The organism is Dietzia sp. NPDC055340 (assembly GCF_053645335.1).
In genome coordinates, this window is record NZ_JBSHML010000004.1 from 161,792 (window position 1) to 178,973 (window position 17,182).

12 protein-coding genes are annotated in these 17,182 nt (G+C 70.0%); 6 read left to right on the forward strand and 6 right to left on the reverse strand.

What is annotated here, in order from left to right:
• The first annotated feature begins 74 nt into the window (after window positions 1–74).
• Both ACWIFB_RS04155 and add read left to right on the forward strand, forming a co-directional pair.
• Window positions 75–1,544 carry an alanine/glycine:cation symporter family protein gene (locus tag ACWIFB_RS04155; RefSeq protein WP_454057405.1) on the forward strand — a complete coding sequence of 490 codons (1,470 nt, stop codon included), beginning with the start codon at window positions 75–77 and terminating at the stop codon, window positions 1,542–1,544.
• Window positions 1,541–2,512, forward strand: coding sequence for an adenosine deaminase (gene add, locus ACWIFB_RS04160; RefSeq protein WP_454057406.1), 972 nt, complete (start codon window positions 1,541–1,543; stop codon window positions 2,510–2,512). Before ACWIFB_RS04155 ends, add begins: the two co-directional genes overlap by 4 nt.
• Before the next feature lie 3 nt (window positions 2,513–2,515).
• On the opposite strand, the gene ACWIFB_RS04165 is transcribed toward add, so the two are convergent.
• From ACWIFB_RS04165 to ACWIFB_RS04175, 3 genes are all read right to left on the reverse strand, one after another.
• On the reverse strand, window positions 2,516–2,971 hold the full coding sequence (locus ACWIFB_RS04165) for a hypothetical protein (protein ID WP_454057407.1): 456 nt from the start codon (window positions 2,969–2,971) through the stop codon (window positions 2,516–2,518).
• Entirely contained in the window at window positions 2,968–3,348 is a 381-nt protein-coding gene (locus ACWIFB_RS04170; protein WP_454057408.1) for a DoxX family protein, read from the reverse strand. The genes ACWIFB_RS04165 and ACWIFB_RS04170 overlap by 4 nt, the downstream gene beginning before the upstream one ends.
• A gap of 77 nt (window positions 3,349–3,425) precedes the next feature.
• A complete protein-coding gene (locus ACWIFB_RS04175) occupies window positions 3,426–5,069 on the reverse strand; it encodes an AMP-binding protein (RefSeq protein ID WP_454057409.1) in 1,644 nt (547 codons plus the stop codon).
• Window positions 5,070–5,278: 209 nt separating this feature from the next.
• Here ACWIFB_RS04175 and ACWIFB_RS04180 point away from each other — a divergent pair, with 209 nt between their 5' ends.
• Window positions 5,279–6,337 (forward strand): NAD(P)-dependent alcohol dehydrogenase, encoded by a 1,059-nt coding sequence (locus ACWIFB_RS04180; protein WP_452100930.1) that lies wholly within the window; start codon window positions 5,279–5,281, stop codon window positions 6,335–6,337.
• Between the two features lie 212 nt (window positions 6,338–6,549).
• On the opposite strand, the gene ACWIFB_RS04185 is transcribed toward ACWIFB_RS04180, so the two are convergent.
• The gene (locus ACWIFB_RS04185; protein ID WP_452100931.1) at window positions 6,550–7,893 is read right to left on the reverse strand and encodes a cryptochrome/photolyase family protein; all 1,344 of its coding nucleotides are present in this window, start codon (window positions 7,891–7,893) and stop codon (window positions 6,550–6,552) included.
• A gap of 113 nt (window positions 7,894–8,006) precedes the next feature.
• Between ACWIFB_RS04185 and ACWIFB_RS04190 the strand changes: the two genes are divergently transcribed.
• A complete protein-coding gene (locus ACWIFB_RS04190; RefSeq protein WP_454057410.1) occupies window positions 8,007–8,675 on the forward strand; it encodes an HD domain-containing protein in 669 nt (222 codons plus the stop codon).
• Window positions 8,676–8,686: 11 nt separating this feature from the next.
• On the opposite strand, the gene ACWIFB_RS04195 is transcribed toward ACWIFB_RS04190, so the two are convergent.
• Window positions 8,687–9,337, reverse strand: a complete 651-nt coding sequence (locus tag ACWIFB_RS04195; protein ID WP_454057411.1) for a hypothetical protein — start codon at window positions 9,335–9,337, stop codon at window positions 8,687–8,689.
• Between the two features lie 124 nt (window positions 9,338–9,461).
• Between ACWIFB_RS04195 and ACWIFB_RS04200 the strand changes: the two genes are divergently transcribed.
• Window positions 9,462–12,386 carry a PD-(D/E)XK nuclease family protein gene (locus tag ACWIFB_RS04200; RefSeq protein WP_454057412.1) on the forward strand — a complete coding sequence of 975 codons (2,925 nt, stop codon included), beginning with the start codon at window positions 9,462–9,464 and terminating at the stop codon, window positions 12,384–12,386.
• Window positions 12,383–15,838 carry a UvrD-helicase domain-containing protein gene (locus ACWIFB_RS04205; RefSeq protein WP_454057413.1) on the forward strand — a complete coding sequence of 1,152 codons (3,456 nt, stop codon included), beginning with the start codon at window positions 12,383–12,385 and terminating at the stop codon, window positions 15,836–15,838. The genes ACWIFB_RS04200 and ACWIFB_RS04205 overlap by 4 nt, the downstream gene beginning before the upstream one ends.
• On the opposite strand, the gene ACWIFB_RS04210 is transcribed toward ACWIFB_RS04205, so the two are convergent.
• The gene (locus ACWIFB_RS04210) at window positions 15,831–17,120 is read right to left on the reverse strand and encodes a DNA gyrase subunit A (protein WP_452100936.1); all 1,290 of its coding nucleotides are present in this window, start codon (window positions 17,118–17,120) and stop codon (window positions 15,831–15,833) included. The two genes, ACWIFB_RS04205 and ACWIFB_RS04210, sit on opposite strands and share 8 nt — an antisense overlap.
• Between the last annotated feature and the right edge of the window lie 62 nt (window positions 17,121–17,182).

Consider the following 17,182-nt stretch of genomic DNA (forward strand, 5'->3'; position numbering starts at 1 on the left):
GCCGTCGCGCTCTCCTCCCCACAAGCGGGTGCGGACCCGAGATATCGCGGCGAACCATCCGTTAGTGTCGATTCGTGACCCACCTCACCGACCTCGTCGCGAATGTCAACGACATCTACTGGTACGGCGTCATCGCGCTCCTGCTCGTCGCCGGCCTGTACTTCTCGGCCACCACCTTGATCGTGCAGATCCGGATGTTCCCCGAGATGCTCCGGACCATCACGGAGAAACCGGCCGACATCGAATCGGGCAAGAAGGGCATCTCGGCATTTCGAGCCTTCACCATCTCGGCGGCCTCTCGCGTGGGCACCGGCAACGTCGCGGGGGTCGCCATCGCGATCACGGTGGGCGGCCCGGGCGCCGTCTTCTGGATGTGGCTGATCGCGATCCTCGGCGGCGCCACGGCGTTCATCGAGTCGACCCTGGGTCAGCTCTACAAGGTGAAGGGCAGGGATTCGTACATCGGCGGCCCGGCCTACTACATCCGGGACGGGCTGGGCTGGAAGCCGCTGGCCGTGGCCTTCGCCGTGATCATCACGATCACCTACGGATTCGTGTTCAACGCCGTGCAGGCCAACTCGATCTCCGAATCCGTCCAGAACCAGTTCGGCCTCAGCGGCACATCCGCGAGCCTGCTCATCGGCATCGGACTGGCCCTGGTCACCGGTCTGGTCATCTTCGGCGGAATCCGCCGCCTGTCCGCGGTCACCGAGATTATCGTCCCGGTCATGGCCGTGGCCTACATCGTTGTGGCGCTCGTCGTCGTCGCCATCAACATCACTGAGGTCCCCGACATGATCGGCCTCATCGTCGGCCAGGCGCTCGGCTTCAGAGAGGTCGCCGGCGCGACTATCGGCGCGGCGATCATGCAGGGCATGAGGCGCGGCCTCTTCTCCAACGAGGCCGGCATGGGCTCGGTCCCCAACGCCGCGGCCACCGCCTCGGTCTCCCACCCCGTCAAGCAGGGCCTCGTCCAGTCCCTCGGCGTCTACTTCGACACGCTCGTGGTGTGCTCGGCCACCGCGTTCATCATCCTGCTGTCCGATCCCGAGTTCGGGGGCGACAGGGAGGGCATCACGTTGACCCAGGACGCATTGGCCACCCAGGTCGGTGACTGGGGCGTGCCGTTCCTGATGGTGGTGATCTTCTTCCTCGCCTTCTCCTCGATCCTCGGGAACTCGTACTACGGCGAGGCCAACATCAACTTCCTGCGCGAGAGCCCGCGCACCATCACCGCATTCCGGTTCCTCGTGCTGCTCGCGGTGATCGGAGGATCACTCGGTTCCGTGGATCTGGTGTGGGGTCTGGCCGACCTGTTCATGGGCTTCATGGCCACCATCAACCTGGTGGCGATTCTCCCGCTCGGCGGCCTGGCGGTGACACTTCTGCACCACTACCTCAAGCAGAAGGCGGCCGGCCACAACCCGGTCTTCCATCGCGACGATCTGCCTCAGGCCAAGAACATCTCCTGCTGGGACGGTTCCGATCCCCTCACCCACCAGGACGTCGCCGACGACGCACGGGGGCTCCGGGACGAAGGATGACCGATCCCTCCCGGAACCACTACGTCGCGCTGCCGAAGGCGCACCTGCACGTCCACCTCGAGGCCGCCATGCGCGAGGCGACGCTGCGGCAGTGGTGTTCCGAGGACGGTATCGCGGTGCCGCCTTTGGTCGAGTTCAGCGACTTCACGCGGTTCCTCGACGCCTACGGTGTGCTGATCGAGCTACTGCACACGCCCGAGCGGGTCGGGCGGCTGCTCGACGAGGTGGTGGCCGACGCCGCCGCGCAGGGCGTGGTGGCGCTCGAGTACGCGTCGATCCCCGAGAAGTCGGCGGCGTTCGCCACGGCCGAGGAGGCGCTGGAGTTCATCCTGCCCGCGGCCGCCGAGGCGGGGCGTCGGCACGGTGTCTGGACCGGGGCGATCGTCAGCATCGACCGTGGCGCCGGGCCGGATCACGCACTCGCCGGCGCCCGCCTGGCCGCACGCTTCGCCGACCGTGGCGTGGTGGCCGTGGGATTGGTGAACGACGAGCGCGACAGCTCGGTGACCGCGGCGGCGGAGGCGTTCGCGATCGCGCGCGACGCCGGGCTCGGGGTGGTGCCGCACGTCGGCGAACTGGCCGGCCCCGAGGAGGTACGGGCGGCGGTCGAGCTGGGCGTGGACCGCATCCAGCACGGGGTGCGGGCCGTCGAGGACCCGTGGGTGCTCGCGCTGCTCGCCGAGACCGGGACCTGCCTGGACGTGTGCCCGACCTCGAACGTCATCCTGGGCGTGTACCCCTCGCTGGAGCAGCACCCGCTGCCGACCCTGCTGGAGGCGGGCGTGCGGTGCTCGATCGGCGCCGACGACCCGCTGCTGTTCGGCGTGGACGTGGTGGACGAGTACGTGCTCGCTGAGGAGCGGATGGGGATCGCGTCGGCACATCTCGCCGAGTGCGCACGGTCGTCGGTCGAGGCGTCGTTCGCGCCGGACGAGATCAAGCGCGACGCCCTCGCGCGGCTGGCCTGACACTCAGTACAGGTAGACCACCGCGTTGTCACCCCCGCGGCAGATGATGCCGCCGTTGTTGTGGTTGTCGATACAGCCCATCTCGTAGCTCTGGCCGGTCGTCGGGCTGTCCGCCTCGACCATCGCGGGATCCCCCGGGCGGGCGGTGCGGAAGTAGGCGTTGCGGACCGCGACGGCAAACGCGCAGCTGGTGGCCTCAGTTCCCCGACCCGATCTGGGCAGGACTGCCTCACCGGAGTCGCTGCACTTCTCGATGACGCCCGGCGGCCCGTCCACGACGCTCGTCGTGGCGGCCCCCGACGTCGGCGTGGCGACCGTGTCGGCCCCGTCCCCGGCCGGCCCGCGCACCAGCAGGAGGATTACCACGGCCAGCCCGACGACCAGGAGCGCCGAGCCCGCCGCCGCCAGGACCAGACCCACGCCGGGGCCCCGGCGCCCGCCCGCGCCGGGGTCGCTCACGCGTCGCGGCGGATCTTGTCGGCGGCCATGATCATCGGGATCTGCAGCGGCAGCCGCCCCCACGCGATCACCTGGTACGGCCAGACCGGCTTACCCCGCCACGCCCGCGCCATCTGCAGGTTGCCGGGGAACACGCCCACGAACAGGGCCGTTGCGGCCGCGCCACCGAGCGCGCGCGTGTCGCGGTTCGCCAGCAGCCCGGCCACTGCCAGCTCGACCACACCGGAGCCGTACGTCCAGGCCCGGCGACTGCCGGGCAGCTCGGGCGGGATCAGCCCGTCGAATGGCTTGGGTGCCACGAAATGCAGCACGCCCATCGTGCCGAGAGCGGCGGGCATCGCCCAGTAGCGGACCGTCTTGGAGGTGGCGTATCTCATGCGCAGAGACTACGTCCAGGGGCCCCGACGCGGCACCGTTCGGGTCGGGAGCTACGCGCCCAGCAGTGCCGGTCCCGTCACGCCCGCGTGGCCGCGAGCTCGGCGTACGCCGTTCCGCGCTCCTCGCGCTCACACCAGGTGTCGGGCTGGCTCCCGTCGACCGCTGCGCCGCCCACGCCCTGGGTGATCAGCTCGCGCTTGAGGATCTTGTTGGTCGCCGTGGTGGGCAGCTCGTCGGCGACCCGGACCCAGCGCGGCCACGCCTTGGGCGACAGGTCGGCCTGGGCGGCGAGGAACTCCTCGAACCCGGCCGGGTCGATCCGGGCGTCGTGTCGCGGAACGATCGCCGCCGCCAACTGGTCGCCCGTCCCGCGCGGGTCGGGCAACCCGTAGACCGCGACGCGGGAGACCGCCGGGTGACGCAGGAGGATCTCCTCGACGATGCCGGTGGCCAGGTTCTCGCCGTCCACGCGCAGCCAGTCGCTGCTCCGGCCGGCCATGTAGACGAAGCCATCCTGATCGCGGTAGGCCAGGTCACCGGACCAGTACATGCCGTCGCGCAGGCGGTCGTCGGTGGCGCCGGCGTCGTTGTAATAGCCCGCGAAGAAGCCGGCGCCCTCCGTGTTGACGAGTTCGCCGACACACTCGTCGAGATTGGTCACGGCGCCGTCGTCGTCGTACATCGCCCGGGGACACTCGACCCCGGTGACGGGGTCGTACACGGCGACTCCCGGGAACGGTTCCCCGATGGACTCCAGCGGTGAGTGCTCGGTGCGGACGATGATGATCGCGAGTTCGGTCGAGCCGTACCCGTCCTTGACGGTGCAGCCGAACCGCTTCGCGAAGGCCGGGATGTCCTTGGGGGCGGCCTCGTTGCCGAAGGCGGCGCGCAGGGTGGTCTCGGCGTCGTCGGGCCGCGGCGGGGTGTCCAGGATGTACGCGAGCGGTTTGCCCACGTAGTTCATGTAGGTCACGCCGTAGCGGCGGATGTCGTCGCCGAACCGGGTCGCGCTGAACCGGCGCGCGAGCACCATGGTGGCGCCCACGGCGATCGCGGGCGAGAAGCCGCTCATGATGGCGTTGGAGTGGAACAGCGGCATGGACACGTACAGCACGTCGTCGGCCGTGAGCTCGAAGGTCGACGCGAGCGACTCGCCGGACATGGTGACCGTGAAGTTCCCGACCCGCACGGCCTTGGGCGCGCCCGAGGTTCCGGAGGTGAAGATGAGCATGAACGGGTCACCGGCCTCGACCGTGGGCGGGTTCTCCGGCGGGGATGCGGCCTCCACGAGCGCGACCCACTCGTCGGAGTCGGTGTCGATCACGCTCACGTCGCCCAGGTCCAGCCCGTCCAGCAGCGGCTTGAGCTGCGAATCCGTGAGGATCACCTGGCAGTCTGACTTCCGGATGTCCCGGGCCAGCCCGTCTCCGCGGCGGGTGGCGTTGATACCCACCGTGACGTAGCCGCCGAGTGCGCCGGCGGCCAACGCGTAGAGCATCTCCGGGGTGTTCTCGAGCAGCGTGCCGACGTGGCGGGGGCGGGCCGAGTCCGGCTGCGCGTTGTCGAGACGGGTCCCGTCGAGAACCTCGGTGATCACGCCCGCCCGCTTGCCCGCACCGCGGAGGTAGTCGCGCCAGCTGATCTCGAGGTCCTCGAAGTGGATCGCCGTCCGGTCGGACTCGGCGTGACGGAGGAGCTGTTCGCGGACGGTGTCGGCCATGGGGATCCTTCGCTGGCGGAGGGGTGTGACCCACATCATAGACAGGCGCCTGACGGGTGTCAGCAATCTCTGGCTCACCTACCCTTGGCGACTCAGGTGCCCCCGGAGGCTGACCCGCGCCCACCGGCCCCGACCGGGGCGGCTGCAGGTGTGTCACGTCAGTAACTACTGTGGGCGAGAGCACCTGCCTCGAGCTACGGGAGATTCACATGGACGTCGCCGCCGTCACCGCGATCGCACCGGACAAGCCTCTGGAGAAGACCACGATCCACAGGCGGGACACCGGCCCGGACGACGTGCTCATCGAGATCGAGTACTCCGGCATCTGCCACTCGGACATCCACCACGCGCGCGGCGAGTGGGGGCGAACCATGTACCCGACGACGCCCGGTCACGAGATCGTCGGCATCGTCCGCGAGGTCGGCTCGGAGGTCACCCGGCACTCGGTCGGCGACCGCGTGGGCGTCGGCTGCATGGTGGGTGCCTGCCACGAGTGCTCCTCGTGCGAAGCCGGCCAGGAGCAGGAATGCGAGCGCGGGGCCGTCATGACCTACGGCTCCCCGCTGCCCGAGGACTCAGTGGAAGGCGCCTCCACGCAGGGCGGGTACTCGACGCACATCGTGGTAGAGGAGCGCATGGTCGTCTCCGTCCCCGACGGTCTCGATCCGGCCGCCGCCACGCCGCTCCTGTGCGCGGGCATCACCATGTACTCGCCGCTACGACAGTGGAACGTCGGCCCGGGTTCGAAGGTCGCGGTGGTCGGGATGGGCGGCCTCGGGCACGTGGGCGTGCAGATCGCCGTGGCGATGGGCGCCGAGGTCACCGTCCTGTCGCAGACAACCTCCAAGCGGGACGATTCGCTGCGCTTCGGCGCCGTCGAGCACTACGCGACCGCCGGCGACGAGGGCAAGCAGAACCTGCGCAACCTGATCGGCACCTTCGACGTCATCCTCAACACGGTGTCCGCTCAGCTGCCGCTCGACCAGTTCATGCGCACGCTCAAGCCCCGCGGAGCGATGGTGGAGATCGGGATCCCGAGCGAGCCGATGTCGCTGCGCGCGGGGTCGGTGACCGGAGGGCGCAAGATCCTCACGGGGTCCATGATCGGCGGCATCCCCGAGACCCAGGAGATGCTCGACTTCTGCGGCGAGCACGGGATCACCGCCGAGATCGAGTTGATCGCGGCCGACAAGATCAACGAGGCCTACGACCGCGTGGTCCGCTCGGACGTGCGCTACCGCTTCGTGATCGACGCCAAGACTTTTTGACCACCGCGCCGAGAGGTTGAGGCCAGTCCGCATACAGACGGCCGGTCCGAACAGCGTTCCCGCCGGAGCGCCAACTTGGGCTCACCTCGTCGTCGTCATCACAGTGCGTCAGCCTCTACGACGGGGCGACTACCGCGAATGGTTCCGGGAGGCGCCGACCTCCACTGCGGCGACAACGACGAAACGATGCCGTCTACACACATATGCGGACGTCACACGTCCCGTGCGAGTTCATAGCGGCGCAGTGCCTCGCGGCGCTCCTCCGCGTGATCGACGATCCGCTCCGGGTACCCGTGGTCGTACCCTGCGGAGTTCTTCCACGGTTCATGGGCATCGCTTCCCTGCAGGTGGGCGAGTTCGGGAACCCACCGCCGCACGTAATCACCCTGCGGATCGAACCGTCGCCCCTGGGTAACCGGGTTGAATACCCGGAAGAACGGGGACGCGTCGCTCCCTGTCCCGGCGACCCACTGCCACCCGTGGTTATTGGAGGCGATGTCGCCATCGAGCAACAGGGACAGGAAGTGACGTGCGCCCACCGGCCACCACACGTGGAGGTCCTTGACCAGAAAACTCGCGGTCACCATCCGGACGCGATTGTGCATCCACCCCTCAGCGAGAAGTTGCCGCATCCCCGCGTCCACGAACGGGTACCCGGTGCGCCCCTCCTTCCATGCCTCCACCAGACCAGCCACCTCCGGCCCGTCGTCATACGGCATTTCGGACAGCTCGTCGCGTAGGTCTCCCCACGCCGAATCAGGTCGATGCCAGAGGACATCGGCGTAGAACTCTCGCCACGCCAACTCGGTGACGAACCGGTGCGCCCCGTCTCCGGAGGAGAACTGGTGAGCGGCGAGTTCGGCCAGAATCGTCCGTGGATGGATCTCGCCATACTTGAGGTGCACTGACAGTCGACTGGTCGTGTCGAGATCAGGACGGTCTCGCCCCTCCTCATAGCCGGCCAGATCCTCGGCGAGAAACGCGCGCCAGCGGTCGAGCGCAGCGGCCTCGCCGGCTCCGGAGGAACGCCCGATCATCCCCTCGCCCGGTGCCGTGGCCCACGTGACGTCCGCTGGTAGGCGACCCGGCCCAGGCCACCCGTGGTCGTGCCATGCGCGCGAGAACGGGGTGAACACCTTGTAGGGCTCACCCGAGCGATTGAGGATACGTCCAGGTCCGACGGCGTACGGTGAGCCAGTCTCCACCAGTTCGCGAGAGTGGCGTTCGAGCTCGGTCCGGACACGGTCATCACGGCGCCGACCGTAGGGTGACGGCTCACGCGAGACGTGCACCTGCCGGCAGTCGACCTCGTCGGCCAGGTCGACGATCACCGCCGCCGGGTCTCCGGTGCGCACCACCAGCCTGCCGTCCATGCACTCCGACAGTGCCGCCAGGGACGCCTCGAGTCGTTCCACCCGTTCCCCTCCGCCAGACAGCAGTACCGGATCACGGACGAACACCGGCAGCACCTCATCCGTGGATTCGAGAGCGGCGAGGAGGGCTGGATGGTCCGCCAACCGCAGATCACGGCGGAACCACACAATCGAGGTACTCACACTGCTCCCGACCGTCCGGGAACGGGAACGCCGGACCGCACCGACACTAGCGGCCCACCGCACGGATGGGCGTGCGATGCCGTCGTGTCGGACCCGTGGTGTCTACTCGGGGTGTGGCCGGGACCCCGGTTCCGCGGCCACCACCCGGCGGCGTCGCCCGACGCCGGGATCTCTCCCCCGAGGAGTTCCTCATCCCACTCACCTGGACCCCCACCGTCGACCGCGCGCTCGCCGTGGCCGCCCGATGCCATGCCGGCCAGACCCGCAAGGACGACCCGACGCCCTACATCGCCCACCCCGTCGCGGTGGCGATGATCGTCTCCGACTTCACCACCGACGAGGACGTTGTGGTGGCCGCGCTGCTCCACGACGTGCTGGAGGACGTGCCGCCGTCGGTGTACTCGGCCGCCGACATGACCGCCGACTTCGGCGAGCGCGTCACCGAGATGGTGCGCGGAGTTTCCGAGGAGAAGACCGCCGGTCAGGAGACGCCGCCGTGGCAGGTGCGCAAGGAGGGCTACCTCGCGCAGCTGGCCGACGACTCCCCGGAGTGCCTGCTCATCTCGGCCGCCGACAAGATCCACAACCTGCGATCGATGGTCGCGGCGCACGGTCGCCTCGGTGACGCGATGTGGGAATTGTTCAACGCCGGGCCGGACGAGAAGTTGTGGTTCTACCGGGCGATCGCGGACACCGTCGGCGAGCGCCTCGGGGACTGCGCGGCGTCGCGCGAACTTCGCCGGGCGGTGGACGACGTGGCCACGCTCGCACCCACGGGCTGATCTGCCGCAGGTCAGTCGGCCCAGAAGGAGACCATGGACTGGCTGGAGATCACGGCGCCGTCCTCGTAGATCACCATGCCCGCGGGACTGATCGAGTACACGACGCCGTTGTTGGCGACCGTCGCGGTGCCGCCGGCCACGACCGGATCGTCCACCTCGACCCCGGAGCCGCCGGCCGACCCGCGGTAGTAGTAACGACCGTTGTCGGGGTTGATGCAGATCGAGAACGACGCCTGCGTGGTCCTTCCGATCATTGTCGCGGGGTCGCCGGCGTTGCACCGGGCCTGGCGGTTGCCCAGCCACCCTGAGTAGTCCGCGCCGGACGGGTACCCCGCCGACGGGTTCGGGCGCGGCGCGGGCGCCTCGCGGGTCACCGTGACCGTCTCGCGCTGCGGCGGGGTGGTGAAGGCGGTCTCGGTGACCGGGGACTGCGAAGGCTGCGCCGCGGTGGTCGACGACGACGAGGCCACCACACCTCGAGCCTGCCCGTCTCCGGAGGGTCCGCCAGGACGCAGGAAGAGATAGGCGACCACACCGAGCAGTGCCAACACCAGGACTGTCAGCAGGGCGATGAGTGCCGTCATCGGGCCGGAGATCCCGCGCTTCTGTTCGGGCTGATAGCCACCCCAGCCTGCCCCGCCACCGTGCCCGTCGTATGTCATCGATCTCTCCCCCGGCCGCGCCCATCAATGTGATCGGACGGTAGCAGGCCCTCTCCACGATTGACCGGCGTCGCTGCCATCCGTCCCCACCGGCGATGTCGTACCCGTGGGGCACCATGGCCTTGTGACCGGATTCCAGGCCCATTCCACCGCAGTCGCGGACGCGGTTCGTCGTGTCCGAGCGCGCGATCCTCTCTCCCGCATCACCGTGATCGTGCCGTCGTTCGGGGCGGCTCGGGACCTCGTCCGGGCACTGGCCCTGTCGGGCGGCGCGGCCAACGTGGCGGTGCGGACCGCGGCGCAGGTCGTCGCCGAGCTGGCGGCTCCCGCTCTGGCGCCACGGGCCGCCCTGCCGTTGCCATTGCTGGCCGCCGCGGTGGACAAGGCGCTGGACTCCGACCCGGGCCGGTTGCAGGCGGTGGCCACGGAGCCGGTCACCGGGCAGGCCGTGGCCCGGGCCTGCCTCCGGCTGGGCACAGTCGAACCCGGGTCGGTCGCGCCGGAGACACCGCTGCACGAAGAAGTACTCCGTCTCTCGCGGGAGGCCCTCGTGCGGAGCGGCACCGCGTATTACACGCAGTTCGAAGCGGTCACCACGGCCCTTGAGCGGCTGGAGCTCCTCGGGAGCGTGATCGTGGCGGCGCCGCTGCGCGGGACCGAGGTCGAGCGACGGCTGCGGGCGGCGCTCAAGGCCCGCGGGGTGGAGGCGGTACCGGGCACCGGGTCGGACCACCTGGCCTCCGCTGCGGAGCCGGACACCGAGAGCGCGGTGACCGGCACCCACGTGCTTCACGCCTCGGATTCGGACGATGAGATCCGGGCGGTGGTCCGCTTCGTCCGGTCGCGACTCGCCTCCGGCATCCCGGGCCACCGCATCGGCGTGTACTACCCCTCGCCGGATCCCTACCAGCGCCTGTTGCACCGAGCTTTCGCCGAGGCCGGCATCGCCGTTCACGGGCCGAGCGACTCCGGGGTAGGCCGTTCGGCTGCCGGCCGGTCGCTGATCCGGTTGCTGCAGATGGATCACGACCTGATGGGGCGGGCGGAGCTGCTGTCGATCGTGGCCGAGGGGGCCGTGGTCGCCACCGATGAGAGCGGGAAGCAGGTGTCCTCCCGCCGGTTGGAGCTACTGACACGCACGCGCTTCCCCGTGATCGGAGGCGCCGACTGGGACCGCCTGGCCGAGTCGCTGCGCGTCGAACCGTCAGAGCTGAGCGAACGTGACCGGGAGGCGGCCGCCGCCGTGCTGAACCTGATCACGCGAATCCGCTCCGGCCTGGCAGCCATCGATACCGCGGCGTCCTGGGCGGAGACCGCCGAGGCGGCGGATCGCCTCGTGACGGCGGTCTTCCGGCAGAGCCCGGACCGTGCGGCAGTGCTGGCGGTCGTCGCCTCGCTGGCCGACCTGGACACGATCGCGCCCGCCATCACCCGCGATCGTGTCGTGGGCGCCATCTCCTCGCGTCTTGACCCGATCACCGATCGCATCGGTGACGAAGGCGCAGGGGTCGCGTTGGGACCGATCGACGACGCCGTGGGACGGGATCTGGACACGGTGTGCGTGGTCGGCATGGCCGAAGGCCTGCTGCCGGTGCTGGGCCGACCCGATCCGCTGCTTCCCGAGGGCGCGGTCGAGCCGTCCGCCTCCGAGCAACTCGACGAGCGGTACCGGGTCCTGCAACTGGCCCTCGTCGCCGGCGCCACGCATCGGTTGTGTTCCTTCCCCCGGGGGTCGATGCGGGGCGGCGGGGACCGCATCCCCTCCCGGTGGCTGCTGCCCACACTGTCCCGGCTCGCGGGCGCCAAGGTCCACGCGACCCGCTGGCAGGAGGCGGTCGCGGAATGTCCGACCGTCACCGCCGTGCCGTCCTTCGTCGACGGCATCCTCAACCCGCTGCCCGTCCTCGGTTCGGACCCCGCGACCTCCGCCGAACTGCGCATCCGGACACTCGCCGGTTCCGCCTGGCGGGTCGGGGCCGACTCACCCGACCTGCTCGTGCGCGCGCATCAGTTGCGCGCCGATCGCCGGCTGGGCCGCTTCACCCGGTTCACCGGGGACGTCTCCACTGCCGCGGATCTGCTCACGGTGCTGGATCGCCCGCTCTCTCCGACCCGTCTCGAGGACTGGGCCCAGAGCCCGTACCTGTTCTTCCTCAGCACCATCCTTCGGGTCCGAACACTCGACGATCCCGCCGATGCGATCGAGATGGATCTACGCGACTACGGCGACCTCGTCCACACGATCCTCCAGCGCTACGTCGACGACCGGATCGAGATCGGTTCCGGACCGGACCGGGACCTGCTGATGTCCGCGCTCAAGACGGAGTGCGATGCCGTTGTGGCGTCGTCCCCCGGGCTCGTCGCCTCGCTGTGGCGGCGCCGCGAGTTGCTGCTCCGGGCCGAGCTCGACCGGTGGTTCGACGAGGACACGGCCGATGCCGACCAGGGCTGGCGCCCCACCGCGACCGAGCTCGGCTTCGGCCGGGCGGATGACGCCGGCGAGGTACTCGAGATCCCCTACGAGGTGACCACCTCCACCGGCACCACGTCGCTGCTGCTCGCCGGCTCGATCGACCGCATCGACAACCGGTCCGGAGCCCAGCGCGTGACCGACTACAAGACCGGCAGGAAGCCCGAGGACGACGATCAGCCGACAACGGAGGACCCCACCAAGTCGGGCACCAGGTTCCAGCTGCCGCTCTACGCCGAAGCGGCGGCTGCTGCCCGCGACCTGCCGGTGAGCGAGGCACGGTACTGGTACTGCACCGAGAAGGGGGAGTTCACCCAGATCAGCCTGGCGATCACCGACCAGCTACTGGACCGTGTTCGCGCGGACGTCGGTCACCTGGTGGACGCCCTCCAGCGCGGATGGTTCCCGCTCAAGGGCGGCCGGGGCTCGTCCCGCGATCTGGCGAACATCCTCGGGGGCACCGACCTCGACGACGCCTGGGCCGTGCTCTCCACCGCAGAACCGATGACCACCCATCCCGCGTTCGCCGGCCTCCTGAGCGCCGACCAGATCCAGAACAAATCGGAGTCGCGCCCATGACCGATCTCACCGATCAGACCGCCCGCGACCGGGTCGAGTCCGACACCTCCGCCACCCTGTTCGTCGAGGCGGGAGCCGGCACGGGAAAGACGTACGCGCTGGTCCGGCGGCTCAGCGCGCTGTTACTGGACGACGAAGTGCCCATTGACCAGATCGCTGCCATCACGTTCACCGAGAAGGCCGCCGCTGAGCTCCGCGACCGGCTCCGCGTGCACCTGGTCGACGAGCGGGACAAGGGCGACCGCCGAGCCGACGCGGCGCTCGCGGGGCTGGACACGGCCGCGATCGGAACGCTGCACTCGTTCGCACTGCGGCTGCTGTCCGAGAACCCCCTCGAGGCCGGGATTCCGCCACGGGTCACCGCCCAGCAGGACACCGCCGAGTCCGCCGCCGTCGACGCCCTCTGGCAGGAGTGCGCCACCCTCCTGTTCGGCAGCGGTCCGACCGCGACCCGGGGCGGCGACCTCGCGCGGGCCGTCGACGACATGCTCGACGCCGGGGTGGGCCCCACCTCGTTCCGTGAGGTCGTCGAGGCACTGCACCGCGACTGGGACCGGCTGCCGGCCATGCCTCTCCACGACGGCGCGCAGCTGCCGCCGAATCCCGACCTCGACGAGGTCGTCGCGGCCGTCGGGTCGATCGTGGGCTGGCGCGACTCCTGCCAGGACGAGACCGACCTGCTGTACCAGACCCTCGGGAAGCACCAGACCTGGCTGGAGGACCTCGACGCAGCTCTTGCCGATGCCACATCCTCGCCCACATGGGTCGAACTGCTGGGTAAGCCCGTCGGGCCCGGAAACGGTGGAAAGGGCCCCAACTGGGGAGGCACCGACGTGGTCAAGGGCATCAAGGATGAGATCAAACAGCTGCCGGGGATCTGCGAGAAAGTCATGGCCACGCACTGGCGGCCCCGCATCCAGCTGACCCTGGATGCTCTCATCCCGGTAGTGCGCAGGCACGCCGACGAGCGGCGTCACCACGGCACCCTGCAGTTCCACGATCAGTTGGTGCTGGCCCGCGAGCTGCTTCACGACCGCGCCGTCCGCGAGCGGGTCCGAGACCAGTACAGACGGATCCTCATCGACGAGTTCCAGGACACCGACCCGATCCAGCTGGACCTGGCGGAGTTGCTCACCGCCGCCGCAGACGGGCCAGGTTCCGAACCCGGCCGGTTGTTCACGGTCGGAGATCCCAAGCAGTCGATCTACCGGTTCCGGCGTGCCGACATCTCCACCTACCTCCGCGCCCGCGGGGGCCGCGACGAGTCCGATCCCTCCGTCGAGGTCGAGCAGCTGAGCACGAACTTCCGGTGCTCGCGGGCGGTGTTGGAGTGGGTGAACACGGTGTTCGGCGAGGTACTGCTCCCGATCGAGGGGATCCAACCCGAGTACCGCGCACTCGCCCCGGCGCCAACGCGGCCCGCGCACGATCCGAAGCACGGGCCGGCTCCGTTCGTCTTCCGGACCGAGGACGCTCCCGAGCACTGCCCGGACGACGCCAACGACGGTCAGCGGCGCCACTGGACCGAGGCGGCCGATGTGGCACGAGTGATCGCCACCGCGATCCGAGAGGGCTGGACCCACGAGTCGAAGGACGGGGAGCAGACCCCCTTGCGGCTCGGCGACATCGCCATCCTCCTGCCATCGCGCGGATCTCTGCCGATGCTGGAGACCTGCCTTGACCACGCCGGGATCGACTACCGGACCGAGGCGTCGTCGATCGTCTACGGGACTCCCGAGATCCGCGAGCTGTTGCTGGCGGTGCGGGCCATGGCCAACACCGCCGACGAGGCCTCGCTCGTGGGAGCGCTGCGGTCCCCGCTGTTCGGCTGCGGCGACGACGATCTGCTGCGCTGGCATGCGGCAGGCGGCACGTGGTCGCCGTACGCCCGCGTACCCGACGAACTCGACGACTCACCCGTGGCCGAGGCGATGCGCTACCTTTCCGGGCTCTCGCTCGAGACCCGGCGGCCAGGCGAATTGCTGGAAAGGCTCGTCAACGACCGCATGGTGTTCGAATCCGTTGCCGAGTCACCGCGGCGTCGGGACCTGTGGCGGCGCATCCGCTTCGTCATCGAGCACGCCTGGCAGTGGGAGGAATCGGCCGCTGATCCCGCCCGCGCTGACCTGCGAGAGTACGCCGATTGGGCACTGTCGCTCACCGCCGAGGACGCCCGGGTGCCCGAGGCGGCGATCCCCGAGATCGGCGTGGATGCGGTGCGCATCACCACCATCCACGCGTCCAAGGGACTGGAGTATCCGATGGTCGTCCTCGCCGGAATGAGCCGAAAATGGCCCGACGACCGGGCGCGACTGCTCTGGACCGAGGACGAGCCGCCGCGACCCGTGGCACGGTTCTCGACGACCGTGCGCGACCCGGCGTTCGCCGCTGCCGCCGACCGCGAGAGGGAGCATTCGCGGGCCGAGCGGATCCGGCTTCTCTACGTGGCCACGACCCGGGCCGAGAGCCGCCTGGCCGTGTCCGGGCACGGGTACGCACTGTCCAAGGCCGCCAAGCCCAAGCCTCTCTCACTGTGGGGATCGCTGTTCGGGTCGGTGGTCGAGGAATCCGATGCGCCTGCGCTGGTGGAGTACGGGAAGGGCATGCTGCAGAGCGCACCGGTGCCGGCCGTCGACATCCCCGACGCGCTCGAGTGGGCCGAGCGCAGTCGTGAGATCACCGCCCGGTCGGCCGAACGCGCAGGCTGGTCAGCGACACGTATCGTCCACCCCGCGGACCCCGCAGAACCCGGCACACTGGGCGTGCTCGACGGCGCGGAGCGGGAGTCCGGCGATGCGGAGGGGACGCCCTCCCTCCCCGAGCAGCTCGCGACCGCCCTGCGTGAGCGGTTCGCCCCGGCTCCCGCGCGGGCGGAGGAACTCCCGGCAAAGCCCCGCAGTTCTCCGATCGCCGCCGGGCCCGACGTGGGGACGGCTGTGCACTATCTGGCCGAGCACTCGGACCTGGCCGCGCTGCACAACCCGGAAGCCGACACCGCCGCCGCTCTGAGCGAGTGGCAGGGCTGGGCCGAGGGGCAGCTTCAGGCCCTGGGGCTGAGTGGGGGTCTGCGCAGCGCCCGCACGCCGGAGGCTGTCGCCGAGATGGTGGCGGTGGCCCGAACCGCGCTGACCTCGGAGCCCGTTCGCCGGGCCGCGACAATGCGGCACTGGGCCGAGCTGCCGGTCGCCGGCCCCCTGACCACGACCGACGGGGCGACGGTCGCGGTGGACGGTGTGGTGGACCTCGTCGTGGACGAGCCGGACGGCACGCTGTCCGTCGTCGACTACAAGACTGATGTCGCCGTCTCACCGACAACCGTCGACGAGTACCTGCTCCAGCTGTGCGCGTATGCGCAATTGCTCGCCACGGCCACCGGCAGGACTGTGTCGCGGATCGAGCTCGTGTTCTGCCGGGGCCCGCGGGCGTCGGTGGTGACGCGCGAACTCAGCTGAGGTTGGTCCACACCACGCGGCCGTCGACGACAGCCCCGACGGCCGCGTCGCAGGACGAGCCGGTCGTCAACGACTGGTACAGCTCCACGAGCAGGTCGACCACCGAGTCCCACAGGCGGTGCAGCGGCTCGTCGCCGCCGTACGCCCAGACCGAGCCGGCGTCGGAGCCGTCACCGTAGACGACCGCGTAGCCGAAGCCACGGCGCTCGGCGATCGGCCACAGACGAGAAGCCCATCGAACATCGGAGCCCGGCCGGGACCCGAGCCCGCCCTCGGACATCGCGCTCTCGAACCGGACGGACTGCGCATCGAAACCCTGGCCGGCCGAGAGCGGCTCGGCGAACGGGAACAGCCCTTCCAGGGAGTCCAGACCAGTCCGACGTAGATGCCACAGCAGGGTACGTATGCCCGCCTGGTCGTCCACCCCGCAGCTGTCGAGCAGCGCCCCCGACTCATCGGACGAGGAGCGCGGGTCATCGGACCACGCCCCGGTCGGTGGCCGCACGCCGACCATCATGGCGATCGCGTCGCACAGCTCGCCGATCTGTTCGTTCAACACGGCGGACGCGTCCTCGCGCGCCGACATCGAGCGCCGGGCCGGGCGGGCCGAGCCCGCGGCCGAGTCCGCAGCCGAGTCCGCAGCCGAGCCCGCGGCTGGGGCTGCGGCTCGCGCCGGAACGACCGGCGGTCCCGGGGTGCCCGCCACGGCCCGGGGCGCGGGCTCCGGCGGGACCGAGAGAAGCGGCGGCGCCTCGATCTCGGGCTTCTCCATCGCGGAGCTGATGCCGGCCAGGACGCCGTCGAAGGCCGCGCCGAAGTCCGTGCTCCAGTCGGAAGCGGGCGCGGCGTCCCACTGCGGGTCGGCGGCATAGCGGGCGGAGTGAGGGTCTTCGGAATGGGAGTCGGTGTAGGACGCCGCGGGTGTCGTGGGTTCAGGCGCCGGAGCGGGATCAGACCCGGCGGCCGGGATCGCGGGCAGCGCGCCCGTCACGTCGGCCAGGAGGTCCATCCGTGCGCGACGACCGTCGTCGAGACGTCTGCGCTCGGAGCGTGTGAAGGACATGACCGGCAGGGTCAGCAGCAGCGCCGCCTGGCGGCCGGTGAAGCCGAATCCGAGCTTGAGCGCGCGCCGTGCCTCGACCGGGGATTCCGCCTCCCGGATGACCTCCATGACCGCGTCGAGGTCTTCGGCGGCCAACAGAATCGCCTCGGCCTCGTCATACGCGCGTTCGAGATCATCCCCGGGTCCGAACCATCCCCCATCTGCACTGATCGCACCCATTCACGGCCCCGTTCTCTCACACATCCGGCCCGACCGGCACCGGACGCCCGGAATCCTACGCG